Below are 24,845 nucleotides of genomic sequence, written 5' to 3'. Positions count from 1 at the left end.
GTCAGTTCCCGATCGGTGGGCGGGGTTCGCCGGCCAGTGGCGGGATCGGTCCCTCGCCGGCCTCTGGCACCACCGCGTCCTTGCCCTGGGTGTCGTCGCTGTCGTCGGGCGTGTCGTTTTCCTGGTCTCGGCTCACTGAACCCACTGTAGGTCACACGTCGTAGTACAGCGCGAACTCAAAAGCCGTGGGCCGCAGATTGAATGGCGCCAGCTCGTAGTCGCGCTTGTAGTTGATCCAGGTCTGGATCAGGTCAGGTGTGAAAACGCCTCCCTCGGTGAGGTATTCGCTGTCCTCTTCCAGACGGTCGATCACCGCGGACAACGACGTGGGCGCCTGCGCGATGTCCGCTGCCTCTTCGGGAGGCAGGTCGTAGAGGTCCTTGTCGATCGGCGGGGGCGGTTCGATCTTGTTCTTGATGCCGTCCAGTCCGGCCATCAACATCGCGGCGAACGACAGGTACGGGTTGCCTGATGCATCGGGACAGCGGAACTCCAACCGCTTTGCCTTCGGGTTGTTTCCGGTGATCGGGATCCGCACGCACGCCGAGCGGTTGCGTTGGCTGTAGACCAGGTTGATGGGAGCTTCGTAACCGGGCACCAGGCGCTTGTAGGAGTTGATGGTGGGATTGGTGAACGCCAGCAACGAGGGCGCGTGGTAGAGCAAGCCGCCGATGTAGTGTCGCGCCGTGTCCGACAGTCCGGCGTACCCGTCCTCCTCGTACATCAGCGGGACGCCGTCCTTCCATAACGACTGATGGCAGTGCATGCCCGAGCCGTTGTCGCCGAACAACGGCTTGGGCATGAAGGTCACGGTTTTGCCTGCCTGCCAAGCGGTTTGCTTGACGATGTACTTGTACATCTGGTGGTCGTCGGCAGCGTGCAGCAGCGTGTTGAACCGGTAGTTGATCTCGGCCTGGCCGCCGCTGCCCACCTCGTGGTGGCCCTTTTCCAGCGCAAAGCCGGCATTGGTCAGATGGGTAAGCATCTCGTCCCGCAGGTCGACGTAGTGGTCGGTCGGGGCTACCGGGAAATATCCGCCCTTGGGGCGCACCTTGTATCCGAGGTTCGGGCTGCCGTCGGACTCCTTCTCCGCGCCGGTATTCCACCACCCCGATGTCGCGTCCACTTTGTAGAACGCGCCGTCGATGCGGGAATCGAAACTCACCGAATCGAAGATGTAGAACTCGGCCTCCGGGCCGAAATAGGCGGTGTCGGCGATGCCGGAGGAGACCAGGTAATTCTCGGCCTTGCGGGCGACGTTGCGCGGATCGCGCGAGTACGGCTCGAGTGTGAACGGGTCGTGCACGTGGAAATTCACGTTCAGCGTGGGGGCTTTGCGGAACGGGTCGATGGTGGCGGTCTCCGGATCCGGAAGCAGCAGCATGTCGGACTCGTGGATCGACTGGAAGCCGCGGATCGAGGATCCGTCGAACGCGAGGCCTTCCTCGAACACGTTCTCATCGAATGCGTACATCGGAATTGTGAAGTGCTGCATGGTTCCTGGCAGGTCACAGAAGCGGACATCGACATATTCGATGTGCTCGTCACTGGCGAGTTTGAAGATGTCGTCGGGCGTCTTCTCGGACACGGGATGCTCCTTTTTCGGCTCTCCGCTGTGGTGCGCCCTCCCATTGACACATGCCGTAGCGAACGCCGCATCCGGAGAGTTTTGACCGCGATAAATAGGGGTAGGCACCGCTCATGAAAAAGGGCGTAACCTTCGCTGTCGCGGTGCTGACCACCACCATCGCACCGTTAGCCGCTTGCTCGAATCATGGTGGCCAGAGCGGCACCTCCTCCACGTCCGGCGGCCAGAGCGGCGCGGAGAAGTTGAGCACCCAGTTGAAAGGTGCCGACGGTAGCCAAATAGGCACGGCTAATTTCGATTTCGCGAACGGCTACGCGACCGTGACGGTGGAGGCAGGCCCTAATTCGGTGCTGACCCCGGGTTTCCGCGGGCTTGCGGTCCACTCGGTGGGCAGCTGTGAGCCCGCCGCCTTCGAGTCCGCGGGCAGCGTGTACCAGGCTTCCGGCCACCCGGGTTATCCCGCCAGCGGCCAGCTGACCGCCTTGCAGGTGCGGCCCGACGGCTCGGCGAAATTGGTCACCACGACCAGCGGGTTCACCGCCGCGGACCTGCGAAACAGCTCCGGCACCTCACTGGTCATCTCTTCGGACCCGGGCACCTTGGGTGAGAGCTCCGCCGAAGAAACCGGCAAGCGGTTGGCGTGTGGCGTCATCGCCGCGGCGTCGGCCACGACAACCTCGTCGACCACGTCCTCGACGACGTCGTCCACCGCGACCACCAGCGTTACCACGATCACCACGACGACCGCCGTCGTGCCCCCGGCGACCACGAGCACCAGCACCAGCACAGTGACGGTCACCGGCACCCCGACCACGACGTCTACGGCGCCCAAGACGGTGACGACTCCGCCGGGCGGCTGAGCCACCAGGTGTCCGCCTCCCTCCGCCACACCCGCTGCGCGCGCGCTGCCGCCGGCGCCCGGCACCCCGGGCGGCCTGTACGGACCGGGCGGGTTGGGTGGGCCCGGCGGCCCAGGCGGCCCTCCGGCGCCGGGTGACCGTACAGGCCGTACGGACCTCAATCCGGGGCGCCCGGCACTCCGGGTGGCATCGGCTCACCGGGGCAGATCGGCGGCATCGGCGGGCCGGGCGGTGACCACCTGGGTGGCGGTGGAATGGGACGACTCCAGTCGTTTCAGGCGGTCGGGCTTCGATGCAGCCTAGGCATCCCAACTTGTCAGATCACGGGCCGGAATATCATGCGCGGCACAGAAATTGATGTACCGCTCGATGGACGTCTTGTGGTTCTCCTGCCAGAGGATGGTGTTGTTCTCGTCGATGAACAGCAGCTCGCCGACGATGAAGAAGAACACCTCGGCGTCTTCCACGCTCTCCGGAGTGTGCCGCGAGCCGGCGACCTCATAGACGGTGTCACCCGCGCGGGAGACCCAGTTGTTCTCCATGTACCGCCAGGCTCCTTTGACGGTGTGCCCGACCACGATTCCGGTGTGGTAGTGCGGAGCCAGCTCGAGTCCGGCCGGGAACTTCATCGAGACGACGATCTCGCCCCGGACCGGGTCGACCTTCCAGTACCTCAAGAACACCTGGTCGCTGAGCGGGGTGAACGGGATCCAGGGATTGTCGGCACCGCTCATGTAGTTGACGTCGAGTTCTTGCATCGTCTGCATCGGGGTCTCCTTGACTTAGGTCGGTGGCCGGTCGGCCAACTGCCCTGAACGGTAGGGACGGAGGCAGCGAATTACTTGGCGCAGAACGCCAAGGTTGACGGGGCCGTTTGTACTGAGGTCACAACTGCGCGCTGAGTCCCGGCAGCGCGGGGAGCAGCGCCAGTGCCACCGCGAGATCGAGGCTGTCCGTGTCGATGCTGCGACCGAGGATCATCTGCGCCTGATCGACGCGGTAGCTCACGGTGTTCGGATGGACGGTGAGTCGCCGCGCCGCTCGGGTCCGGCTCCTGTTCTCCTGCAGGAAAACCGACAACGTCGTGGCGACCCGGAACGTCGCCTCGTCGTCGGCGGCCAGCGGACCCAGCACCCGGTGCACGAACGCCTCCGCTAACTCGCTGTTGCCACCGGCCAGCGCGGCTACCGCGACATCGCGATAGCGAGTCAGGGCACCGCTGCGGGATCCCAGCAACGTGGCAACCCGACGCGCATTCGAGGCTTCCAGATGACTGCAGCGGAAGGCCCTCAGGCCGTAGCCCGGCTCGCCGACACCGATCCGGACGCCTGCTGCGAGCTTTACCCCGGTCCCATCCAAAGAAGCTGTCCCGAACTCGTTCTGACGGCTGAACCAGCCGAACGCCACCAGCGAGCCGCCCGGGTGAATCAGGGTCGTCTCACCACCCATCTCCTGCGAAACCATGCCCAGCGCCTCGCTTAGAGCCGACTGACCGTCGCTGTCGTCGGCCACCTCGTCGAACCATGCGACCGCCCCGACATGATGGCGGTTCACGTCGTAACGCAATCTCTTCGAGGCCCGCTGCGGGTCGCGTTCGTGCTGCGACAGGATGTCCTCGATGGCGCCGGTGCGGGCGGCGGCCGCGTTGCGTAGCCAGACTTCCCGTTCGGCCTCGTAGGCTTCCTCCGCGCGGTTCAAGGCGGCATCGACGTAACCGAACATCCAGCTGGTGGCAAGTCGCGACGTCGCGGCCTGCTGCGCCCGATCCACCGGGGTGGCCGCGATGCGGTCCCACATCCACTCCCACAGCAGCTCGTGGGTCACTCGGTAAAAGCGCATCAGGCTGGCCAGCGGTATCTGGCGTTTGACCCCGGCGCGGGCGACGGCCCGGGTCGGCGCCGACAATTCGGCATCACGAGGGTCGGCGCCGATGTCGAGCAGGTCAGCGACATTGCGCAGGCTCGCCGCGGTGCTGATCACGTTCTCCTTCACCGACTGCGGGTCTGGAAACAGCACCGGCATCTCCTGCCGCACGCGGGACACCGCCTGCTCGGCCAGTTCGTCTGCACGAGAACGGATTTCGAGGGCGATCGGACGCAGCAGAGTCTCCCAGAGCCGCTCAGCGTCCGCTTCACGAAAGGGTTCCCACGTGGGCTTCATGGCGGCTGAAGATACTCCGCCTTGGCCGTCCAGCTACCGGGATCGGCCGTATTGGCGCCGGGCTTTTGTGACCAGCTCACAAACGCGGGCACCGACCTTGGCACCGGAGAACGAGCCACCATCGACCCCGAGCGCCTAACTTCTGCGGTGATCGGCGCGAACGGGACACCGCTCGCCGACGCCGAACCCCGAAGCAACTCCTAACCCGAGGAATAAGTCATGGACCTGATGTCACCCGTCGAATCGATGATGCTGCTCGCCGAGTCGCCAGGGCACCCCATGCACGTCGCCGGGCTCCAGTTGTTCCAGGCACCGGCGGGTGCCGGCCCGGAGTTCGTCCGCGACTACTACCAGGCGCTGCGCACACGGGATGACGTCGCTCCCCTATTCGGCAAGCGCCCGGCGGCACTGCCGGCAGGACTGAACCTCGGCTGGTCGGATGTCACCGACATCGACCTCGACTACCACGTACGGCATTCCGCACTGCCCCGCCCCGGCCGGGTGCGCGAACTTCTGGAACTGACCTCGCGGCTGCACTCCGGCATGCTCGACCGGCACCGCCCGTTGTGGGAGACGCACGTGATCGAAGGGTTGAGTGACGGACAATTCGCCGTCTATACCAAGATTCATCACGCCCTGGTCGACGGTGTCTCGGCGATCAACCTTCTGCAGGGGTCGCTCAGTGCGGATCCGCACGATGAGGTGATCCGGGCGCCGTGGTCCGTGCAGCCAAGCGTCGCGGACTCCGCCGCCGCAACGTCGCGGTGGCAGACGCTGGCCCGGGCGGTCAAATCTATTCCGCGTTCCGGCACTTCGACGCTGCGTCTGGCGCGCGCGGCGCTCCTCGAACAGCAGCTCACTTTGCCGTTCCGCGCACCGCGCAGCATGCTCAATGTGCCGATCGGCGGTGCCCGCCGGTGCGCCGCGCAGTCATGGTCGATGCAGCGCATCAAGGACGTCAAGAACGCCGCCGGCGTCACGGTCAACGACGTCGTGCTGGCGATGTGCGCCGGGGCGCTGCGCGCGTACCTGTCCGATCAAAATGCGCTGCCACACAAGCCTTTGGTGGCGATGGTTCCGGTCAGCCTGCGCACCGCCGACGACGGCGCCGGGGGTAACGCTGTAACCGCTGTACTGGCCAATCTGGCGACGCACGTTGAGGATCCCGCGCAGCGGCTGGAAACGATCAGCTCGTCCATGCGCGCGAGTAAAGCCGTTCTGGCCGGGCTGCCCCGGGCGCAGGCCATTGCGATGGGAATGATGTTGCTGTCGCCGGTCGTGCTGGGTGGCGTGACCGGAAGCGCGGTCACGCCGCCGCCGTTCAACGTGTGTATCTCGAACGTCCCCGGCGCCCGAAACCCGCTGTATGCCAATGGCGCTCGCCTGGAAGGCAGTTACCCGATGTCGATTGCGGCCAACGGGCAAGCGCTCAACATCACGTTGGTGGGCAGCGGCGACAGGCTGGACTTCGGCCTGGTGGGGTGTCGCCGCGCGGTGCCGCACCTACAGCATTTGTTGGGGCACCTGGAGACCTCCCTCAAAGACCTGGAGCGGGCCGTCGGTATCTGAGCGCTCCAGCCGCAGACTCAGCACGCCCCCGGCTCGGGTACCGGGGGCGTGCTGCCGCGCTGTGTTATCGGCCAACCGGAACAAGGATCGTCTTGCCGGCGAGACGGCCTGCGTCGGCGGCGGCGTGCACTGCGGCGATGTCGCTCAACGGCCGGCGATCCGCGACATCGATCGCAAGCTGCCCGGCATCGACCTGGTTGACCAGGCCGGCCAGTTGCGCGGCGTCGCTGCGGACGAACACCCGCTGGGTCCGCACCCCCCGGGCAGCATCCTCCGGCCCCGAGGTCATGGTGCCGACCAGAAACCCGCCGTCCGCGACCAGGCTCACGAGAGCCGCGGTCTCGGCCTCCGTGGTATTCACGAGATTGAGCACCACATCGAAGGGCTGCCCCTCCACGTGGACCACGCGCGTGGTGTAGTCGAGGTAACCGACGAGCCGGTCGGCTCCGTAGCGGCGCAGACGATCCACGGCCGACTCCTTGGCCGTCGCCGTGACGACGGCTCCAGCCCGCTTGGCGAGCTGGACCGCGTATCCCCCGACCGCTCCGCCCGCGCCGTTGATCAGCACCGCCTGCCCGGACCGCAGTCCGGCGACCTCGAACAGGGCTTGCCAGGCCGTCAACCCGACAGTGGGCAGGGCAGCGGAATCAGCCAGCGTCACCGAGCGAGGCGCGGCGGCGAGCACCTCGGCCGGAGCCACCACGAAATTTGCCGCGGCGCCCGGGGCATCCATCGGAAGCAGGCCCACCACTGCGTCACCAACCGACCATCCGGCCACCCCGTCGCCGAGTTCGGCAACGGTGCCGGCGACGTCGATTCCCGGGACGTGCGGAAAGGAGATGGGAAACACCTCGGTCAGATAGCCGCCGCGAATGCCTGCATCGACCGGATTGAACGAGGTGCCGGCCACTTTCACCAAGACCTCCCCGGCACCCGGTGCCGGCCGTTGGACGTCGTCGTACTGCAGAACCTCGCTGTCGCCGTACCGGTGGTAGAGCGCTGCCTTCATGGTGTCCTCCTCGGTTCATTGCTTCGAATTCGAAGCGGTTACGTCAGGCGTAACTGCTTCGATATCGAAGCGATTCCGTCCCGAGGTGTGATCGTCGTCTCATTGATTCGACGTCGAAGCAATATGCTCAGGGCATGGCCGACGCCCTCAATCCCGCGCAGCTGCACACCTACTTCGCGCTGACGGAAGCGGCCAGCCTGCTGCAGTATGCGGTCCGGCAACAACTGCAAGCCGAAGGCGACCTGAGTTACGTGCAGTTCGAGATCCTCGCCAAACTCGTCGATGCCGACCGGCCACTGACCATGACCGAGTTGGCCGACGGCGTGGTCTACAGCCGCAGCGGGCTCACCCACCAGGCCGGCCTGCTGGAAAAGGCGCGCCTGATCACCCGGCAAGGCAGTACCAGTGACCAGCGCGCCACCCTGGTCGACATCACCGAGCAGGGGCGGGCCCGCGTCGCCAAGGTGCTGCCCGGCCACATTCGGGTGGTCCGCGAGCTGCTGTTCGCGTCCCTGTCGGAGCGGGACGTGCGCGTGCTCGGCGACATCATGAGCCGGGCAGTGGACCACATGCGCGCCCGGCCGCCCCGCTCCGCCGGGTCACGTAAACGCGGGCGGAATACAGTTCAGTGACGAGATGCGTCTCCGAGGAGGTCCCGATGCCGAGTGCTCGCCGCACCCTGGCCGCCATCGCTGTCCTGGTCTTTCCTGCCGTACTCGGCAGCGCTGAGGCGTACGCCGCCCCGCTGCCCGCCTTCTGCGTCCCGGCCAATGTCGTCGACAACGTCTGCACCGTACGGCTGACATCGGTGACGGCCGACGTCGTCAACGGGACGATCACGGGCACTCCGACCGGTGGCGGGGCGGCGATTACCCTTGCGGGACAAGCGGAGGCGTATCTCAAGTCGGCAGGGTTCGGCGCCGCACCGCCGAATCCGGTGCAGCGTTGGGACGCCGCGATCGACGGTGTCGGCAGTCTCGACCCGTCCGATCCCAATTGGTACGGCAACGCCAAAGCCAGGGCGTTTCTCCCGCGGACGCTCAATGACCTTGCCACCCAGTTCCCCCCGGGTGTCCTCGTTGTCCGGTTCACGTCCGACGATTCGCAGCCTGGCGCGTTTCGGCTGGTGTCCATTCAGCCGACGTCGCAGTAGCCGCGCCCGCTAAAACCGTTCATCGCGGCGGCGCGCGAGATAGGCCCGCTCTGCGGGATTGTCGACGAGTGCGATGGCCGCCGCATAGGCCGCCCGCGCCTCGTCCGACCGCCCGAGGCGGCGCAGCAATTCGGCGCGGGTCACGTGGAATGCGTGGTAGCGCTGCATGCCCGCCCCGGGCAGTCGGTCCACCAGGGCCAGGGCCACCTCGGGCCCGTCGAGCTCTGCGACGGCGATCGCATAGTTCAACTGGACGACGGGACCGGGGTCGAATTCCATCAGCTGTCGATATAACTGGGCGATCTGGGACCAGTCGGTGTCGGCCGCGCTCGGCGCATCGGTGTGCACCGCGTTGATCGCCGCGAGCAGCTGGTAGCGGCCAGGTCTGTTGACCGACAGGCATTTTCGGACCAGGGCGTGCCCCTCGGCGATCAGCTTCCTATCCCATCTGGTGCGGTCCTGCGCGTGCAGCGGTACCAGTTCACCGCCGGCGATCCGGCTCGCGCGACGGGCCTGGGTGAGCAGCATCAGTGCCAACAGACCCGCTACTTCGGGTACCTCAGGTAAGAGCCCGTACAGGATCCGGCCGAGCCGCACCGCCTCGGCGGTGAGGTCGTCACGCACCGGCAGCCCCGAGGTGGACAGGTAGCCCTCGTTGAAGACGAGGTAGATCACCCCGAGTACGGCCGCGACCCGCTCGCCGAGGTCGTCTCCGGACGGCACTCGATAAGGGATACGCGCCGCCGCGATCTTCTTTTTCGCCCGGCTGATCCGTTGGGCCATCGTCGTCTCCGGCACCAGGAACGCCGCGGCGATCTCGGCGACGTTCAGCCCGCCGAGAAGCCGCAGCGTCAGCGCCACCCGCGCCTCGGGCGAGAGCGCCGGATGGCAGCAGGTGAAGATCAACCGCAACCGGTCGTCATCGACCGGTCCGATTTCGGGCGCCGTGTCGTCGTGAATCATGTTGGCCGCCAGATGTTTTGACCAGCGGTGTGATTCGCGGCGCAGCCGGTCGATCGCCTTGTTTCCGGCGGTCATGGTCAGCCAGCCGCCCGGATTGGGCGGAATCCCGTCTGCCGGCCACCGCTCCAAGGCCACCAGCAGAGCGTCCCCGGCCGCCTCTTCGGCGACGCCGATGTCACCGAAGCGACGCACCAGCGAGGCGATCACCCGCCCGTACTCCTCCCGGAACACCCGCTCGATCGCGTCCACGCGCCGTCGCAGTTCAGCCCTGGAACGGCCGAACCTCGACGCGGCCCTGGCAGGCTTTCGATCCCTGTTTCGCCCAGTCCAGCGCGGCGTCGAGGTCGGCGGCCTCGATGACCCAGAACCCGCCGAGGTACTCCTTGGACTCGGTGTAGGGCCCGTCGGTGACGATGGGCTTGTCACCGGTGTTGTCGACGGTGGTGGTCGACTCACGCGGCATCAGCCCCCCGGCGAACACCCACGCGCCATCGGCCTGCAGCTTGTTGTTGAAAGCATCGACGGCATCGAAAATCGGCTGCATCTGCTCGATGGTCATCTCCGCCATCGCGGCGGCCTCGGCGGTGTCGTGATTGACGGCCAGAAAGTACTGCGGCATCACATGCTCCTTGAACTACGCGGGCGGCTCGGCGTGGCTGCCCGTCACGATGTCTACGAAGACAGCACGCTGGATATGACATGTCCGCGCGGGAAAATTCATCGCGCGGCCCTCAAGTGCCGCAGGATGGCCGGATAGACGACCTCGGCATGGTCCAGGTGCGGGGCATGCTTGGCACCTGGCACGGTCAGCAACTCTGCGGCGGGGTATAACCGCAAGACGCGCCGGCTGTTCGCGTAAGGAGTGACGCGGTCCTCAGTGCCCCACACCACCAGCACCGGACGTGGATGTCGTCCCACGGCTGCCCACTGGTCCCCGGCATGGGCCGGGAAGTTGGCGACGGTCGAGGCGAAGGATTCCGCCATGCCCGGGAAACGCAGCTGTTCGCGAGCTTGTTCGTTGTAGTCCGGGAACCGGTCCGGACGGCTCAGATGCTGGCTTTCCAGACGATCGATGACGTCGTCGATGCGCGAGGCGACGAGCCTGCGGGCGCCGGGCAGTCGTAATAGCGACTGAGCCAGAATCTTGAGCGCCCCGGTCGCGTAGAGCCCCGGCGCGATGAGTCCGATGCTTTTGGTGCGGTCGGGATTCTCGGCGGCGAACCGAGTCACGATGAGGGCTCCCATCGACCACCCGAGGAGATGCATGCTCTCGATGCCGAGGGTGTCCACCAGTTCACGTAGTTGCCCCAGATACAGGTCAAGGTCATACTCGACCGGCGGCCGGTCCGACAGCCCGCGCCCGAACTGGTCGTAACGCAGGACGCGAAACCCCTGAGCGGCAAGCGCTTCCGCTAAAGGCTGCCATGCGTAACCCGGGGTGACCAGGCCGTGCACCAGCACAACCCACGGACCTTGGTCACCGACGACGTGGTAAGCGGTCACACCGTGGGTCAGTGACGCCGATCGGGCGCGCGCCGCCTCCCGCGCTTGTGGCAATGACTGCATGTCCGCAGCGTATCGACCCCCGCTGCCCGAGGTCCCTCGCGCGTGGGGTGAGCAGCAGGTACCGCTGGGCGTCTTGATGCCCCGAGCAGCGGTACCTGGTGCCGAACGCTAGTTCACATGGCTCCGGCACCTGGGCGATCGCCACACTCGTCATCGTTCACGCTGTAGGCAGCATGTCAAAGCAGCCGCTGCACCAAGGGCTTGCCAAGGCCGGACAGCCAGGCGTACGGTCGGCATATACCCCCCTTGGGTATGGGTGCCGACGCAAGAGCATCGACCTTTTTACGAAGAATTCCGACCGCATCGGCTCGTGACATGTTTCGCCATCGATGCGCTAGCCAATACGGGGAAGCGTCGACGCCACGCTTCTGACGTTCGCACCATCTTCCGATTCGAAGGAACCGCATGCATAACCCATCGCCGCACGAGGCAATTCACCACCACCATGAGACAAACCATGGACACCACGACATGAGCAGCGTCAATCGCATGGCCGTCAGCGCGACGCTGCACTGCCTAACAGGCTGCGCCATTGGCGAGATCGTCGGACTCATTATCGGGACGGCACTCGGCTTGTCGAACCTGGCGACCATCGCCCTGGCGGTAGCACTGGCCTTTGCCTTCGGCTACTCCCTGTCGACGCTGCCGTTGCTCAAAGCGGGTTTAGCTTTGGGGGCCGCACTGAGCGTGGTCCTCGCAGCGGATACGTTGTCGATCCTTACGATGGAGGTCGTCGACAACCTCGTGATGGCGATCATTCCCGGAGCTATGAATGCGGGTCTGGTGAACCCGATCTTCTGGGTCGGCATGATGATTGCGCTCACCACAGCCTTCTTCGCCGCATATCCGGTCAATCGGGTGCTGTTGCAGCGGGGCAAGGGGCACGCACTCACCCACCAGTACCACGGTGGTGAGGAAACCGCCACGGGCGCAAGGCGATTTATCCCCTCGTTCAGCACCGGCGCACTGGTAGCCGTGATCGTGGCGTTCATGCTAGGCGGCTTAGTGGTGTCGGTCGCCGATCAGTTGACACAAGCGAGCCCGGCACCGAGCCATTCAGAAAGCGCCGGTATGCCCCCTGACAACGGAGTGACACACCCGATCCTCGCCCATTGATGTATACCCCCTAGGGGTACTTGTGTTTTTCCTGCTGCACCGCTACGGTCTCAAGTACACGGATTACCCCCCGGGGGTATAAGAAGGAGATCGCGATGACACCCACAACAACAGCTGTCGATTGGCATCTTCAGGGCGACTGGTTCGACGTCTGCAGCTGCAAGTTGCCCTGTCCCTGCAGCTTCGCCCAAGAGCCGACGCACGGCGACTGCCTGTTCACCCTCGTCTGGCATGTGCGTGACGGCCACTTCGGCGGCGTCGACCTCAGCGGACTGAACGTCATATCTCTCGGCGAGTTCACCGGCAATATGTGGGTCGGTGATCCGAACGCCAAGATGCGACTGATGTTCTACATCGACGAACGCGGTGACGACGCGCAACGGGATGCCCTGGAGCGCATCTTCACCGGAAAGGCGGGCGGCTGGCCAGCTCAATTCGCCGCTCTCATCGAAGATTTGCGCGAAATCGCATATGCCCCGATCTCATTCGAGGCAGCTGATGATCTGGCTTACTGGAGGGCCGAAATTCCCGGAAAGGTCGACCTGCATGTCGCCGCGCTTACTGGGCCGACAGCAGATCCCGACCGGCGGGTCACCACGACGAACGCCCCGGGCGCGGAGGTCGGTCCGGGACAGGTCGCCACGTGGGGCGTGGTCGAGAGAGACGAGGCAACCGGCTTCGACTGGTCACATCCGCATCGGGGCGGTTCGAGCAAGCACTTCCCCTTCGACTGGCGACCGGACACCGATTCACCGTCGGCAGGCGACTCCGTTGGGGCAGGCGTGTCATCGTGCACGTGCCACACGTGACCCCACTCCAGCCCTAAGGCCGCGAGCGGTTGCACCAACCGCCACAAGCTTGCCCCGGCGATCGCACCGACAACGGGCAACAACACCGCCGCGCCGATCGCGTTGACCACAACGGTGCGGACGGCCGCCGCGCGATTCCACGCGTAGGTGGCCTCGACTGCCGCCGATCGATCCACTCGGTGGCCTGCCACCCCGCAAGCCGGTTCCAGCCGCGGCCGGGAAGAACGGTCAGGTATGAGAGCACCAGCACCGTGAAAACTGTGACCACGGCGGTCTGGGCGTATTCACGCGACGCCTCGAGCTTGACCACAAGAAACGACCAGAGACGGTACATCGAGAGCAGCAGGAGAAATGTGATCAGGCAGAAGTCCCACACCCACTGCCATATGCGGTCCATCACGCGATCTGATGGGCAGGCCAGCAAGCACGCCCGGGTCCGTCGACGACCGGGGGCGCTTTGCCGAACTACTCATTGGTGGTGGTGATGACCGTGGCGGTACCCGAGGTCGTCTTCCACGTCGGCTTACTTGTCGACGTAAGACGTCAATCTTGCAGCGCCGGATTCAAGCCGAAAACCTTCACCGCAGCCGACTTACCTTTCAGCTCATGCAATCCCCGTTCCAGAAGCCCGGGCGGTCGAACAACCAAGGCGTCGACGGTTCCCTGAGTTAAGAGGATCACGTCGCCTGTGATTTTGGTGAGTTGCTCGACGCGGGCTGCCACATTGACGGCGTCACCGATGAGGGTGAACTCGAGTTTGCCGCCGCCGCCGATGGTTCCGGCGATCACCACACCGGTGTTGATGCCGATGCCGATGCGAAGCTTGCCACCGAATCGCTCGGCGACGCGCCGGCTGATCAGCGCCGCGGCGCTCACTGCGGCGGCGGCATGCTCGGCAAGTTCGTTGGGCGCGCCGAAGACGGCCAGAGCACCGTCGCCCAGGAACTTGTTGACGTGGCCACTAGCCTCCACGACGACTGGCACGACGATCTCGAACAAGGCGTTGAGATGCGCGACGGCCTCCTCAGCGGTGTGTGTCTCGGCGAACGGGGTGAAATCTCGGATGTCGACGAACATCACGCTCACCTCCCGGCGCTCACCGGTGAACACGTCGTCGCCCTGCTCGAGCAGCCGCGCCGCCAACGACGGGTCGACGTAAGTCCCGAACGCGGCCTGAAGTCGCCGCCGCTCGGCCAAACCGGCCTGCATGCGGTTGAAGGACGCCGCCAACGCACCGAGATCATCGTCTTGCACCACCGGCAGCCGATGCGAGTAGTCCCCGGCCGCAACGCGTTTGGTGCCTTCGGCGAGATCCCGAATCGGCTGCAGGGACGGTCCGAACACGCTGATGACGGTGATCGGTACGGCGAAGATCAGGGTCAGCACGCAGCCGATGCCCACCCACAGCAGGGGGAACTGCTGGGACCGGTCGAACTCGCCCGCCACCGTCGCGCCGGCCATCGAGAAACCGAACGCCACCGCGACGATGGACAGGTTCGACCACGTGGCAAAGCTGGGACGCGACCGGGGAAGGGAGTCACCGATTCCGGAGTCGCCGGCGATTGCGGCCCGCACCGGCCGCATCGGCACTTCCGGCACGCTGTGCACGCCGATCAGGTGTGAAACGGTCCCGATAACGCCACCCAGGACCGCATACTGAGCCAACCGCGGTCCCGCGGCGCCGGCGATGACACCGACGACGATCGACAGTAGGACTCCGCACGCGGTGACGACCGCTAACCCTCGGGCGATAGCACGGCGGGACCACATGTAGGTGGCCTCCAGCGTCCTGGCCGGATCGACCGCTTCGCCCGCTGCCCACCCCTCGACGAGCCGCCACGCGCCGCGGCCGGGTAACACGATCCCGTAGGCCAGCCCCAACATCGCAACGGCGGCAGCGGCGCTCGCTTCGAGGTAGCGATCCGATCTCTCGAAAGCCACGATGGCGCAAGCAGAGAAAAGGTATATCGGGGAGGGTGCCACGACGGAGATCCCGTAGAACACCCACGAGTACCGCGCGCCGAACCGATCCCACGCCCACTGCACAATGCGGTCCATGGCGCGAGACTAGACGCGTATCGGCGGTGAGCTACGAAAGCGCCCCGGCCAGATGACCGGGGCGCTTTCGCTGAACTACTCAGTGGTGGTGATGACCGTGGCCATGGCCGTGGTCGTCTTCTTCGTCGGCCGGCTTCTCGACAACCGCGGTCTCGGTGCTGAGCACCATCCGGGCCACCGACGAGGCGTTGAGGACGGCCGACCGGGTCACCTTCACCGGGTCGACGATTCCGTCGGCGCCGAGATCCCCGTAGGTCCGGGTGGCGGCGTTGAGCCCCTGCCCGGTGGGCAGCTCGTTGACCGTGTTGACCGCGACAGCGCCGTCGAGTCCGGCGTTGGTCGCGATCCAGTACAGCGGAGCGGCCAGTGCCTCGGAGAACACGTCGACGCCGAGCTTCTCGTCGCCGCTGAGCTCGTTGCGCAGCGACTCCAGCACGTGGCGTGCCTGGATCAGCGCCGATCCGCCGCCGGGGACGATGCCCTCCTCGACCGCGGCCTTGGCCGCCGCGACGGCGTCCTCGACACTTTCCTTGCGCTCCTTGAGCGCGGTCTCGGTGGCGGCGCCGACCTTGATGACGGCCACCCCGCCGGCCAGCTTGGCCACCCGCTCCTGCAGCTTCTCCCGGTCCCAATCGGAGTCGCTGGCTTCGACCTCGGCACGCAGCTGCTTGACCCGGTTGTCGACCGCCTCCTTGGAGCCGGCGCCGTCGACGATGATCGTGTCGTCCTTGCTGACCACGACACGCCGGGCCGAGCCCAGCACCTCGAGGCCAACCTCGCGCAGCAGCAGACCGACATCGGGGTTGACCACCTCGCCGCCGGTCACGATGGCCAGGTCCTGCATGAAGGCCTTGCGGCGGTCGCCGAAGAACGGCGACTTGACCGCGACGGCTTTCAGCGTCTTGCGGATGGAGTTGACGACCAGCGTCGCCAACGCCTCCCCCTCGACGTCCTCGGCGATGATCAGCAGCGGCTTGCCCGCTTCTGCGACCTTCTCCAGCAGCGGTAGCAGGTCGGGCAGCGAGCTGATCTTGTCCTGATGCAGCAGGATCAGCGGGTCCTCGAGCACGGCCTCTTGAGAGTCGAAGTCGGTGACGAAATAGGCCGACAGGAAGCCCTTGTCGAAGCCCACACCCTCGGTGAACTCCAGCTCGGTGTCCAGCGTCGAGGACTCCTCCACGCTGACCACGCCGTCGTGACCGACCTTGCTCATGGCCTCGCCGACCAGGTCACCCAGCCGCTCGTCGCGCGAAGACACCGTCGCCACCTGGGCGATGGCTTCCTTGCCCGACACCGGGGTGGCCGCGGCCAGCAGCGCCTCGGATACCGCGTCGGCGGCCTTGCTGATGCCCGAACCCAGGGCGATCGGGTTGACCCCGGCGGCGACCAGCCGCAGCCCGCCCTTCACCAGGGCCTGAGCCAGCACGGTCGCGGTGGTGGTGCCGTCGCCCGCGACGTCGTTGGTCTTGGTGGCGACCGACTTCACCAACTGCGCACCCAGATTCTCGAACGGGTCTTCCAGGTCGATCTCGCGTGCGACGGTGACGCCGTCGTTGGTTACCTGCGGTCCGCCGAACGCCTTGGCCAGCACGACGTGGCGGCCACCGGGTCCGAGCGTCACCTTGACCGCATCCGCGAGCTTGTTGACGCCCGCTTCCATGGCGCGACGGGCGGTCGCGTCGTACTCAATTAACTTGCTCATAAGGCTCCTTCGCCCAGCTCGTAACGCATGCCGCCCCGGAAATCACCCGCACTTGCGCGCGGGGATCGCCGGGGCGGAACACGTTGCGTTACTTGAAAACGACCAGTGTTACTTGGAAACGACAGCCAGCACGTCGCGTGCCGACAGGATCAGGTATTCCTCGCCGCCGTACTTGATCTCGGTACCGCCGTACTTGCTGTAGATGACGGTGTCACCCTCAGCGACGTCGAGCGGGATCCGCTTCTCGCCGTCCTCGTCCCAACGGCCGGGGCCGACTGCGACGACGGTGCCCTCCTGGGGCTTCTCCTTGGCGGTGTCGGGAATGACCAGACCGGATGCGGTCGTGGTCTCGGCCTCGTTGGCCTGTACGAGAATCTTGTCCTCGAGTGGCTTGATGTTGACCTTCGCCACGATTGGAGCCCTCCACTAGTTGAATCGGGTCCGGAGCGTTTGCCCTGACCGGAGTTGGCGGTCGGTCCGGGGCTGCCCCGCACCGTCCGAATTACCAGGTGATTTGGCATTCGTCCGGATCCCTCGCGCCGTCGTCGCGGGTGCCGACACCAGGGTCGTCCGACTGCCACCTAGCACTCTATACATGAGAGTGCTAGCACTCAAGGGTGCCCCGGTGCTTCTACGCGCTGAGCGAACATCAACCGACCATTTGCCCGCGCACCACGGGCAATCCAGGATCGCTGGGCGCATCCAACGGTGACGGCGCCGCGCCCGCGGCCACCAGATGCGCGGCGAACGAGGCGATCATCGCGCCGTTGTCGGTGCACAGTCGGGGCCTGGGGATTCGCAGCGTCAGGCCCGCGTCACGGCAGCGCTCGGCGGCCAGCTCGCGAAGCCGTGAGTTGGCTGCCACCCCACCGGCGATCAGCAGGGTCGACACCCCCAGTTCGGTCGCCGACCGGACCGCCTTGCGGGTCAGCACGTCGGCCACGGCTTCCTGGAATCCGGCCGCCACGTCGGCGGGCACGAAGTCGGGGTTGCTTTCGACGTAGCGGGCCACCGCGGTCTTGAGGCCCGAGAAGCTGAAGGCGTACGGGTCATCCCGCGGCCCGGTCATGCCACGCGGGAAGACGACCGCGTCGCGGTTACCGGTGCGCGCCAGCTCGTCGAGGACACGGCCGCCCGGGTAGCCCAGGCCCAACAGCCGCGCCACCTTGTCGTAAGCCTCCCCGGCGGCATCGTCGACGGTGCTGCCCAGTTCGGCGATCGGTTCACCGAGCGACCGGACGTGCAGCAGGTGAGTGTGCCCGCCGGACACCAGCAGCGCGACCGACTCGGGCAGCGGGCCGTGCTCGTAGACGTCGGCGGCCAAGTGTCCGCCCAGGTGGTTCACTGCGTAGAACGGCACCTCCCACGCGGCCGAATAGGCTTTGGCCGCAGCGACTCCCACCAGTAGGGCGCCGGCCAGTCCGGGGCCGATGGTGGCGGCGACGATGTCGGGCTTGTTCAGCCCGGCGGTTGCCAGCGCCCGGCGCATCGCGGGACCGAGGGCCTCCAGATGCGCCCGGGAAGCGATCTCGGGCACCACTCCGCCGAATCGGACATGCTCGTCGACACTGGACGCCACCTCGTCGGCCAGCAACTCGACAGTGCCGTCGGTGCTCAGCCGTGCGATCCCGACACCCGTTTCATCACAAGAGGTTTCGATGGCAAGGATGGTTCTCATCTATCGGCCTCCCTCCGCATGGTGTACGCGTCGGCGCCGCTGACACGGTAATACCGCTTACGCAGGCCGACCTGCTCGAATCCCATACTGCGATACAGGCCGATGGCGGCCTCGTTGTCGGTGCGGACTTCCAAAAAAACCACTCCCCCATCGGCAAAGGCCAGTAGTGCATCGAGCAGCCGACGGCCGATGCCCTTCCCCTGGTAGGCGCGATCGACCCCGATGGTGTGCACCTCGTACTCGAAGGGCGCCACCCGGCCGAGCCGAGAGATGCCGGCGTACCCGACGAGCGTGCCGCCACTGCGTGCCCCCACGTAATGGTTTGTCTTGCTGTGCAGTTCGCGCTCGAAGGCGACGGCAGGCCACGGGTCGTCGCCGTCGAAGAGCTGCGCTTCCAACTCGGCGCACCGCTGCGCGTCCGCGTAGATCAGCGGACCGAGCGTAACCGGCTCCACGTGAGCCGTCACTTGCGTGCCGCCAGCGGCTTGGCGTCGGGGCGACGCAGGTACAACGCCACCAGCGGCGCGGGCTCGTCGGACCAGTCGGGCACCGCGCGGGCCAGACCGGCCGGGGTCGGGTACCCGGGCTCGCAATACGGAAGATCGAACAACGCCGCATGCTCCGGCGAACCGGCGACGGCCCGCGCCGTACCCGGGTCCACGTCGCCCGGGGCGTTCACCGCCGGGCCCTCGGTGCGGACGCCGTCGCGGTAGCGCGCCCAGTACAGCTCCCGGCGGCGGGCGTCGGTGATTACCAGCGTCTCCCCTCTGGTGAGCACGCCGATCGCGTCCAGGCTGCACACGCCGTGCACCGGGATGCCCAAGGCGTGCCCGTAGGCGGCGCCGGTCGCCATGCCGGCCCGCAGGCCGGTGAATGGGCCGGGTCCGCAGCCGACCACCACGGCATCCAGGTCAGCCACTGTCAGACCTGCATCATCAAGTGCGGCAACAACATTGGGCGTCAGCCGTTCGGCGTGTGCGCGAGCGTCGACGGTGACCCGCTGCGCGAGCGTCACGAAGTCGTCGGCTCTGACAATGCCCGCGGTGACGGCCGGGGTCGACGTATCCAGGGTCAACACGATCATGAGCTCACCCACTCCCAAGTGGCGATCCGCACGTCGGACTCGACGAGGCGCTCGAGGCGGATGTCGAGGTGGCGCTCGGCCAACCGTTCGACCAGCCCTTCACCCCACTCCACCACCACGACGGCGTCTTCGAGATCGGTGTCGAGATCCAGCGAGTCGAGTTCGCCGAGCAGGTCTGCGCCGTGCTGGTCGAGCAGGCGGTAGACGTCGACATGGATCATGTCCGGGTTGCCCGCGCGGCGCGCCCGATGCACCCGCGCCAGCACGAACGTCGGCGACGTCACCGGGCCCTCTACATCCATTCCGGCGGCAATTCCCTTGGCCAGCACCGTTTTTCCAGCGCCCAACGGACCGGAGAGCACTACCACGTCGCCGGCGCGCAGCTGTTCACCCAGCTTGGATCCGAGCGCGATGGTGTCTTGCGCGCGGTCGAGCGTCTGCTGTTCAGCCACGGCGCCGCAACCGCCCACGCAGCCGTTCGCCGAACCGGCGGTAGTGCCATGTCAGCTTGCCGGGCTGCGACCGCTCGATCAGCCGGATCAGGCCGTCGTTGATGGTCTCCGGTTTGTCCAGCAACGCAAGGTGGCTGGCTCCGGGTACGATCACCAACTCCGACCGCGGCAGCGAGGCCGCCATCAACCGGGAGTACTCGTCGGGAGTAAGCAGGTCGTGGTCCCCGCAGGCGATCAACGTCGGGATCTTGAGCAGTGTCCACAATCCTGCGGTTTCGTCGTGATTTTCCAGGGCCCGCAGGAAGCCGACCAGGGTGGCGATCGGAGTGCCGTTCATCATCCGTTGCGAGAACGCGTCCAGGCTGCGGCTGACCTGCAGATCGCTGTAGGACGCGGCCCGCAGGATCGGGCCGATCAGGGAGCGTGACACGTTGCGTCCCCGGTGCATCAATTTCGGTGCGGACTTGGCCGTGAACCGTACCGCGTCCAGCGCCGGGTTCTTCAGGAACGCCCCCAGCGGTGAGCGGGTGACGCCTTCGGCGGCCGACGAGATCAGCGCCGCCCCGACGATCCGCCGGCCGTACCGGCCGGGGAACTGGCCGGCGTGCGACAGGACCGTCATGCCGCCCATCGAGTGGCCCACCAGGATGATCGGCCCGCGCGGCGCGGTGACCTGCAGCACCGTTTCCAAGTCTTGTCCGAGTTGGGTGAGCGTATAGGAATCCGGCTCACCCTCACCGGACTGACCATGGCCACGCTGGTCGTAGAACACCATGCGCACCTGCGAACCCAGCACCTCGCCGAGGCGCATCCGCTGAAAGTGAAAGGCGCCCATCCGCAGGCAGAACCCGTGCGCGAAGACGACGGTCAGCGGGGCATCCGGCGGCCCGGCCTCCCGCACCGCCAGCGGCACGCCGTCAGAGGTCATCACCACCTGGGCGCGGTCGCTGTCCAGTCGCTCGAAATCCTCGTCCGCCCAAGGGTCTTCGTCGAATGAGGCGCGTTCGATGATGGTCTTGCGGGCCGAGGCGCCGACCAGGGTGGCGACCGCGGTCAGTCCTGCGCTTCCCGCAAGCCAGGCCTTCCCCTTGGGAATGCGGTGGTTGTCGTCAGCGCTCAACGGCGTCAACCTCGCGGTAGGTTCTGGTGATCCGTCCACGGATGCCGCTGACCACCTCGTAGTGGATGGTGCCGACCAGGTCGGCCCAGTCCTGGGCGGTGGGCTCGCCGTGGGTGCCGGGCCCGAACAGGATCGCCTCGTCCCCTTCGGCCACGTCGGGCTGGCCGGGTCCCAGGTCGACGACGAACTGGTCCATGCAGACCCGTCCCACCCCGGGCCGCCGCCGGCCGTTGATCAGCACGTCCAGTCGTCCACCGAGCGACCGGAAGACGCCGTCGGCGTAGCCCACCGGGATCAGTCCCAGGTTGGTGTCGCGGGGCGCGGTCCAGGTATGCCCGTAGGACACGCCCTCCCCCGCTTGGATCGACTTGACCAGTGCGACAGGGCATTTGACCGTCATCGCGGGAATCAAACCCATGTCCCCCAGTGTAGGCACCGGGCTCAGCCCGTACACCGCGATGCCCGGGCGCACCAGGTCGAACGCCAGGTCGGGACGGGCCAAGGTGGCCGACGAGTTGGACAGGTGCGCCACCTCGAACCGCACACCTTGGTCGGCCGCATGGGAGAGCATCTGGCGGAACCGCTGGGCCTGGATGTCGTTGATGGGCTGCTCCGGCGCGTCGGCGAAGACCAGGTGCGACATCAGACCCCGCAGCGTGATGGTCTCGTCCGCGACCGCCTGTTTGAGCGCGGTCACCATGGCGGGGAACTGCGCCTGGGCGACGCCGTTGCGGTTCAGCCCGGTGTCTACCTTGACGGTGACGGTCGCCGGTGTGCCGGTCCGGTGCACGGCATCCAGCAGCTCCTCGAGCTGGCGCACCGAAGAAACCGCGATCTGCACGTCGCCCTGTAGCGCCGGCGCGAAGTCGAAGCCGGGCGGATGCAGCCAGGCCAGGATCGGATCGAGGATGCCATCGGCCCGCAGCGCAAGCGCCTCGTCGACGGTGGCCACACCGAGTTCGGTGGCCCCGGCGGCCAGCGCGGTGAAGGCGACGCGGGTGGCGCCGTGGCCATAACCGTCAGCCTTGACCACCGCCATGACCTGCGCTTTTCCAGCGTGCTCGCGGAGCACCCGGATGTTGTGCGCGATAGCGCCCAGGTCGATGACGGCCTCGGCGAGGACGCCCGGGGTCAGGGATAGCGGCGTGACGGACACGCCGACCATTGTCCCAGAACGTCAGAGTGGGCCGGTGCTGCCGGGCAGGCCGTCCGTTCCCGGAAGGACCCCGCCCGCACCGGCGGAGCCGGGTGAGCCGGCAAAGGCGTTGGCCGGGTAGACAACCGCAAAGGCGTTGCCGCCGTTGCCGCCGTTACCGCCCTGGACGGCGGCCGAACCACCGTCGGCGCCGTTGCCGCCGGTGGCGGCGCCGGTCCCATAGTTGAATGCAGTCCCGCCGGACCCGCCACTTGCGGCGTAGGGACCTGTAGTGGACACGCCGGCACCGCCGTTGCCGCCGTAGGCGTTGGCTGTGGACGGGCTGTTGCGAATGATGCCCGAGCCGCCACTACCACCGGCGATCCCGAAGTTGTTCACACCCGCACCCGCAGCCCCGCCATTACCGCCGCGCGCCTCGTGCACGTTGGTGTCGCTGTAGATATCGGCATTGCCGCCATTGCCACCGGCGCCGCCGGCGCCGCCGCTGCTGGCGCCGCCGTTGCCGCCAGTACCGGCGGTCACCGTTCCGGTTCCGAAGGTGCGCGCGTTCCCGCCGGCCCCACCTTTCCCGGCGGCCTGGGCACTGTCGGCGCCTATGCCGCCGTTGCCGGCGATGGCGCTGCCTCCGGAGGTGGGACCGAAGATGTCCGCAGAGCCACCGCCGCCGCCCGAGCCGCCGTTGCCACCGGAACCGCTGACACCGGGCGCTCCGTCGTGCGCGATGGCGTTTCCGGATCCCGTTCCGAAAATGGCCGCGGTACCGCCTGAGCCCCCGGATCCGCCGTTGACGCCGAGACCGCCCGTGCCCGGCACGCCACCGTAGGCATTTCCGGCTCCGGAGTTGCTCCCCGTACCCCCCGTCCCGCCGGTCCCGCCGGTGCCGTTCAGGGCATCGGTGGCGTTGCCGCCGGCGCCCCCGGCACCGCCCGTGGCTGAGGCGGTGGCCGCGGCATTAGTGATATTGGCGCCGCCGCCCGTGCCGCCGCTTCCGCCGTTGCTGAAGCCGGTACCACCTGCGCCGCCCGTGCTGCCCACCAGGTTGGTGATCGGCGAGCTGGCGTTGTTGATGTCCGCGGCGCCACCTTGCCCGCCGTTCCCGCCGGTGCCGGTGCTGCCGGTGCCACCGGCACCACCGGCACCGGGCACGACGTTGCCGGTTCCGAAGGTAATCGCATTGCCACCTCCACCGCCGGCGCCGCCGTTTTGACCATTACCGCCGGCCCCGCCGGCGCCGGACGTCGCCGTCGCCGTCGAGGAGGGGTTGGATATATAGCCCGTGCCGCCGCGGCCACCGGCGCCTCCCGTGCCCGTGGGATTGTCGATGCCGTTCGCCCCGGCGGCCCCGACGGCATTTCCGGTTCCTGAGGAAACTGCCTGACCGCCGTCGCCGCCCTTGCCGGGCGTGGGTCCGAGGCCGCCGAGGCCCGGGGTGCCGCCAACGGCATTTCCAGAACCAGAATTATCTGCAGCCCCACCGGTGCCGCCACGGCCGCCGGTGCCAGCGCTGCTGGCTCCGCCCACCCCGCCGGTGCCACCAATGGCCTGCGCCTTCGAGCCACTGCTGTCGATGTATGCATTGCCTCCGGGGCCGCCCTCACCAGGTCCGAAAAACGAGCTGCCGGAGTTATCGAATCCGGCTCCCCCGGCGCCGCCCGCCCCGCCGACGGCGCTGACCACCGAACCGCTGTTGTCGATATGCGCGTCGCCGCCGCGACCTCCGGTCCCTCCGTGAGCGGTGATGCCGACGCCGCCCGCCCCGCCACTACCCGGCGTGACGGTACCGGTTCCCGTAGTCGATGCCGCACCACCGGCGCCGCCCATGCCACCCCTGGCTCCGGCGCCGCCGGCACCACCGCTGCCGGCGATCGCGGCGGTGGTGCCCGTCCGGGACACGCTGGCGCCGCTGCCGCCGTCACCGCCGCCGCCGGCACCGGCACCGTTTCCGCCGTGACCACCGGCGCCGCCCATGCCGTCCTGTGAACCGGCGCTACCGCCGTTGCCGCCCCTACCACCGAAGCCGTTTCCGGCTGCATTGCCGCCAGTACCGCCGGCGCCTCCATTCCCGTACTGACCGCCGGCGCCACCCTGCCCGCCGCTGCCACCACTGCCGGTGATGGTCTCCGTGTAGCCTGCGCCCCCCTTGCCGCCATGGCCGCCGGTGACGACGGCGTTGCCGTCCCCGCCGGTCAGGCCGGCGGCAGCGCCCAACCCTCCAGGTGAACCGCCGGGTCCGCCCTTGCCCGCGATGCCCGGGTCACCGCCATGACCGCCCGTGCCACCCGCCGTCGCCGGACCCAGACCGGACCCGCCGGTGCCGCCGTCACCACCCATTCCGGCGGCGCCGCCGGCGCCACCCGCGCCGCCGTTGCCGGGGGCGCCCGCCTGGCCCAGCAACACCGAACCGCGGCCCCCGACGCCTCCTTGACCGCCTTGACCGCCTTGGTTTCCGTTACCGCCATTGCCGGCGTCGCCGCCGTTCGCGCCGAGCGGTGCCGATGGAGAGCTGGCGTCCCAGCCGGCGCCACCGGCCCCGCCGGCGCCACCGGTGCCGCCCACACCACCGTGACCGCCGGCGCCGCCGTTGCCGAATAGCAGGCCCCCGTTGCCGCCCGAGCCACCCATGCCGCCGGTGCCACCCTGACTGCCGATGCCCCCGGTTCCACCAGCGGCGGTCGAGGTACCCGGCGTGCCGACGCCGCCCGCACCGCCGGCAGCACCGGCGCCACCCACTCCGCCGGCACCGCCACTGCCGAACAGCAGCGCGCTGCCGCCCAACCCGCCGGTACCGGCGGCACCGGGGGC

24 protein-coding genes are annotated in these 24,845 nt (G+C 67.3%); 6 read left to right on the top strand and 18 right to left on the bottom strand.

Features of this window, described 5'->3' with window-relative positions:
- Position 1 precedes the first annotated feature (1 nt).
- Positions 2-136: a hypothetical protein gene (locus AWC08_RS39310; protein ID WP_256101452.1), complete on the bottom strand. Its 135-nt coding sequence runs from the start codon at positions 134-136 to the stop codon at positions 2-4.
- A 15-nt stretch (positions 137-151) separates the two neighbouring features.
- Positions 152-1,588 carry a type I glutamate--ammonia ligase gene (gene glnA / locus AWC08_RS32715; protein WP_069434613.1) on the bottom strand — a complete coding sequence of 479 codons (1,437 nt, stop codon included), beginning with the start codon at positions 1,586-1,588 and terminating at the stop codon, positions 152-154.
- A gap of 113 nt (positions 1,589-1,701) precedes the next feature.
- Between glnA and AWC08_RS32710 the strand changes: the two genes are divergently transcribed.
- A complete protein-coding gene (locus tag AWC08_RS32710; protein ID WP_083271294.1) occupies positions 1,702-2,448 on the top strand; it encodes a superoxide dismutase family protein in 747 nt (248 codons plus the stop codon).
- A gap of 299 nt (positions 2,449-2,747) precedes the next feature.
- Here AWC08_RS32710 and AWC08_RS32700 read toward each other — a convergent pair whose 3' ends face one another.
- Positions 2,748-3,215 (bottom strand): 2,4'-dihydroxyacetophenone dioxygenase family protein, encoded by a 468-nt coding sequence (locus AWC08_RS32700; RefSeq protein ID WP_069434615.1) that lies wholly within the window; start codon positions 3,213-3,215, stop codon positions 2,748-2,750.
- A gap of 118 nt (positions 3,216-3,333) precedes the next feature.
- Complete coding sequence (locus AWC08_RS32695) at positions 3,334-4,608, bottom strand: PucR family transcriptional regulator (RefSeq protein ID WP_069434616.1); 1,275 nt, start codon at positions 4,606-4,608, stop codon at positions 3,334-3,336.
- 219 nt (positions 4,609-4,827) lie between these two features.
- Here AWC08_RS32695 and AWC08_RS32690 point away from each other — a divergent pair, with 219 nt between their 5' ends.
- Positions 4,828-6,177 carry a WS/DGAT/MGAT family O-acyltransferase gene (locus AWC08_RS32690; RefSeq protein ID WP_065135416.1) on the top strand — a complete coding sequence of 450 codons (1,350 nt, stop codon included), beginning with the start codon at positions 4,828-4,830 and terminating at the stop codon, positions 6,175-6,177.
- A 64-nt stretch (positions 6,178-6,241) separates the two neighbouring features.
- Here AWC08_RS32690 and AWC08_RS32685 read toward each other — a convergent pair whose 3' ends face one another.
- Positions 6,242-7,186 carry an NADP-dependent oxidoreductase gene (locus AWC08_RS32685; protein WP_085088747.1) on the bottom strand — a complete coding sequence of 315 codons (945 nt, stop codon included), beginning with the start codon at positions 7,184-7,186 and terminating at the stop codon, positions 6,242-6,244.
- 134 nt (positions 7,187-7,320) lie between these two features.
- On the opposite strand from AWC08_RS32685, the gene AWC08_RS32680 reads away from it, so the two are divergent.
- Both AWC08_RS32680 and AWC08_RS32675 read left to right on the top strand, forming a co-directional pair.
- Complete coding sequence (locus AWC08_RS32680) at positions 7,321-7,818, top strand: MarR family winged helix-turn-helix transcriptional regulator (protein WP_065135417.1); 498 nt, start codon at positions 7,321-7,323, stop codon at positions 7,816-7,818.
- Between the two features lie 26 nt (positions 7,819-7,844).
- Positions 7,845-8,339: a hypothetical protein gene (locus AWC08_RS32675; protein ID WP_065135418.1), complete on the top strand. Its 495-nt coding sequence runs from the start codon at positions 7,845-7,847 to the stop codon at positions 8,337-8,339.
- A gap of 9 nt (positions 8,340-8,348) precedes the next feature.
- Here the strand turns inward: AWC08_RS32675 and AWC08_RS32670 are convergent, their stop codons facing one another.
- The 3 genes from AWC08_RS32670 to AWC08_RS32660 form a co-directional block, all read right to left on the bottom strand.
- Positions 8,349-9,551 (bottom strand): RNA polymerase sigma factor, encoded by a 1,203-nt coding sequence (locus tag AWC08_RS32670; RefSeq protein ID WP_232008031.1) that lies wholly within the window; start codon positions 9,549-9,551, stop codon positions 8,349-8,351.
- Positions 9,552-9,564: 13 nt separating this feature from the next.
- Entirely contained in the window at positions 9,565-9,921 is a 357-nt protein-coding gene (locus AWC08_RS32665; protein WP_069434622.1) for a YciI family protein, read from the bottom strand.
- Positions 9,922-10,019: 98 nt separating this feature from the next.
- Complete coding sequence (locus AWC08_RS32660; RefSeq protein ID WP_069434618.1) at positions 10,020-10,868, bottom strand: alpha/beta fold hydrolase; 849 nt, start codon at positions 10,866-10,868, stop codon at positions 10,020-10,022.
- A gap of 471 nt (positions 10,869-11,339) precedes the next feature.
- Here AWC08_RS32660 and AWC08_RS32655 point away from each other — a divergent pair, with 471 nt between their 5' ends.
- Together AWC08_RS32655 and AWC08_RS32650 are read left to right on the top strand one after the other, a co-directional pair.
- Positions 11,340-11,984, top strand: a complete 645-nt coding sequence (locus AWC08_RS32655) for a DUF4396 domain-containing protein (RefSeq protein WP_232008032.1) — start codon at positions 11,340-11,342, stop codon at positions 11,982-11,984.
- A gap of 95 nt (positions 11,985-12,079) precedes the next feature.
- Complete coding sequence (locus AWC08_RS32650; RefSeq protein ID WP_065135421.1) at positions 12,080-12,793, top strand: DUF1326 domain-containing protein; 714 nt, start codon at positions 12,080-12,082, stop codon at positions 12,791-12,793.
- 543 nt (positions 12,794-13,336) lie between these two features.
- Here AWC08_RS32650 and AWC08_RS32645 read toward each other — a convergent pair.
- The 10 genes from AWC08_RS32645 to AWC08_RS39305 all read right to left on the bottom strand — a co-directional run.
- The gene (locus tag AWC08_RS32645) at positions 13,337-14,851 is read right to left on the bottom strand and encodes an adenylate/guanylate cyclase domain-containing protein (protein ID WP_065135422.1); all 1,515 of its coding nucleotides are present in this window, start codon (positions 14,849-14,851) and stop codon (positions 13,337-13,339) included.
- A gap of 79 nt (positions 14,852-14,930) precedes the next feature.
- Complete coding sequence (gene groL, locus AWC08_RS32640) at positions 14,931-16,553, bottom strand: chaperonin GroEL (protein WP_069435306.1); 1,623 nt, start codon at positions 16,551-16,553, stop codon at positions 14,931-14,933.
- 108 nt (positions 16,554-16,661) lie between these two features.
- Entirely contained in the window at positions 16,662-16,964 is a 303-nt protein-coding gene (gene groES, locus AWC08_RS32635) for a co-chaperone GroES (protein ID WP_011739140.1), read from the bottom strand.
- A gap of 238 nt (positions 16,965-17,202) precedes the next feature.
- Positions 17,203-18,231, bottom strand: coding sequence for a tRNA (adenosine(37)-N6)-threonylcarbamoyltransferase complex transferase subunit TsaD (tsaD, locus tag AWC08_RS32630; RefSeq protein ID WP_069435305.1), 1,029 nt, complete (start codon positions 18,229-18,231; stop codon positions 17,203-17,205).
- Complete coding sequence (gene rimI, locus AWC08_RS32625; protein ID WP_069435304.1) at positions 18,228-18,698, bottom strand: ribosomal protein S18-alanine N-acetyltransferase; 471 nt, start codon at positions 18,696-18,698, stop codon at positions 18,228-18,230. Before rimI ends, tsaD begins: the two co-directional genes overlap by 4 nt.
- Complete coding sequence (gene tsaB, locus AWC08_RS32620) at positions 18,695-19,315, bottom strand: tRNA (adenosine(37)-N6)-threonylcarbamoyltransferase complex dimerization subunit type 1 TsaB (RefSeq protein ID WP_069435303.1); 621 nt, start codon at positions 19,313-19,315, stop codon at positions 18,695-18,697. Before tsaB ends, rimI begins: the two co-directional genes overlap by 4 nt.
- Entirely contained in the window at positions 19,312-19,785 is a 474-nt protein-coding gene (tsaE, locus tag AWC08_RS32615; RefSeq protein ID WP_142283945.1) for a tRNA (adenosine(37)-N6)-threonylcarbamoyltransferase complex ATPase subunit type 1 TsaE, read from the bottom strand. Before tsaE ends, tsaB begins: the two co-directional genes overlap by 4 nt.
- Positions 19,760-20,824, bottom strand: coding sequence for an alpha/beta fold hydrolase (locus AWC08_RS32610; RefSeq protein WP_172835109.1), 1,065 nt, complete (start codon positions 20,822-20,824; stop codon positions 19,760-19,762). Before AWC08_RS32610 ends, tsaE begins: the two co-directional genes overlap by 26 nt.
- A gap of 52 nt (positions 20,825-20,876) precedes the next feature.
- A complete protein-coding gene (alr, locus tag AWC08_RS32605) occupies positions 20,877-22,043 on the bottom strand; it encodes an alanine racemase (protein WP_069435308.1) in 1,167 nt (388 codons plus the stop codon).
- A gap of 21 nt (positions 22,044-22,064) precedes the next feature.
- Positions 22,065-24,845 (bottom strand): hypothetical protein (locus tag AWC08_RS39305; RefSeq protein WP_159460044.1); only part of this gene is annotated, 2,781 nt, incomplete at its 5' end.

This window comes from Mycobacterium gordonae (assembly GCF_002101675.1).
GTDB lineage: Bacteria > Actinomycetota > Actinomycetes > Mycobacteriales > Mycobacteriaceae > Mycobacterium > Mycobacterium gordonae.
Note: the sequence above shows the minus strand (reverse complement) of the source record. Positions and strands in the feature narration are given on the sequence as shown.

Excerpts from the sequence above, each read along its gene's own strand:
- AWC08_RS32655 (WP_232008032.1), top strand. The coding sequence starts at position 11,340 with ATGAGCAGCGTCAATCGCATGGCCGTCAGCGCGACGCTGCACTGCCTA.
- AWC08_RS32690 (WP_065135416.1), top strand. The coding sequence starts at position 4,828 with ATGGACCTGATGTCACCCGTCGAATCGATGATGCTGCTCGCCGAGTCG.
- AWC08_RS32660 (WP_069434618.1), bottom strand. The coding sequence starts at position 10,868 with ATGCAGTCATTGCCACAAGCGCGGGAGGCGGCGCGCGCCCGATCGGCG.
- tsaB (WP_069435303.1), bottom strand. The coding sequence starts at position 19,315 with ATGATCGTGTTGACCCTGGATACGTCGACCCCGGCCGTCACCGCGGGC.
- AWC08_RS32710 (WP_083271294.1), top strand. The coding sequence starts at position 1,702 with ATGAAAAAGGGCGTAACCTTCGCTGTCGCGGTGCTGACCACCACCATC.
- groL (WP_069435306.1), bottom strand. The coding sequence starts at position 16,553 with ATGAGCAAGTTAATTGAGTACGACGCGACCGCCCGTCGCGCCATGGAA.
- AWC08_RS32665 (WP_069434622.1), bottom strand. The coding sequence starts at position 9,921 with ATGCCGCAGTACTTTCTGGCCGTCAATCACGACACCGCCGAGGCCGCC.
- AWC08_RS32680 (WP_065135417.1), top strand. The coding sequence starts at position 7,321 with ATGGCCGACGCCCTCAATCCCGCGCAGCTGCACACCTACTTCGCGCTG.
- AWC08_RS32675 (WP_065135418.1), top strand. The coding sequence starts at position 7,845 with ATGCCGAGTGCTCGCCGCACCCTGGCCGCCATCGCTGTCCTGGTCTTT.
- AWC08_RS32650 (WP_065135421.1), top strand. The coding sequence starts at position 12,080 with ATGACACCCACAACAACAGCTGTCGATTGGCATCTTCAGGGCGACTGG.
- tsaD (WP_069435305.1), bottom strand. The coding sequence starts at position 18,231 with ATGAGAACCATCCTTGCCATCGAAACCTCTTGTGATGAAACGGGTGTC.
- AWC08_RS32700 (WP_069434615.1), bottom strand. The coding sequence starts at position 3,215 with ATGCAGACGATGCAAGAACTCGACGTCAACTACATGAGCGGTGCCGAC.
- AWC08_RS32685 (WP_085088747.1), bottom strand. The coding sequence starts at position 7,186 with ATGAAGGCAGCGCTCTACCACCGGTACGGCGACAGCGAGGTTCTGCAG.
- AWC08_RS32695 (WP_069434616.1), bottom strand. The coding sequence starts at position 4,608 with ATGAAGCCCACGTGGGAACCCTTTCGTGAAGCGGACGCTGAGCGGCTC.
- AWC08_RS32645 (WP_065135422.1), bottom strand. The coding sequence starts at position 14,851 with ATGGACCGCATTGTGCAGTGGGCGTGGGATCGGTTCGGCGCGCGGTAC.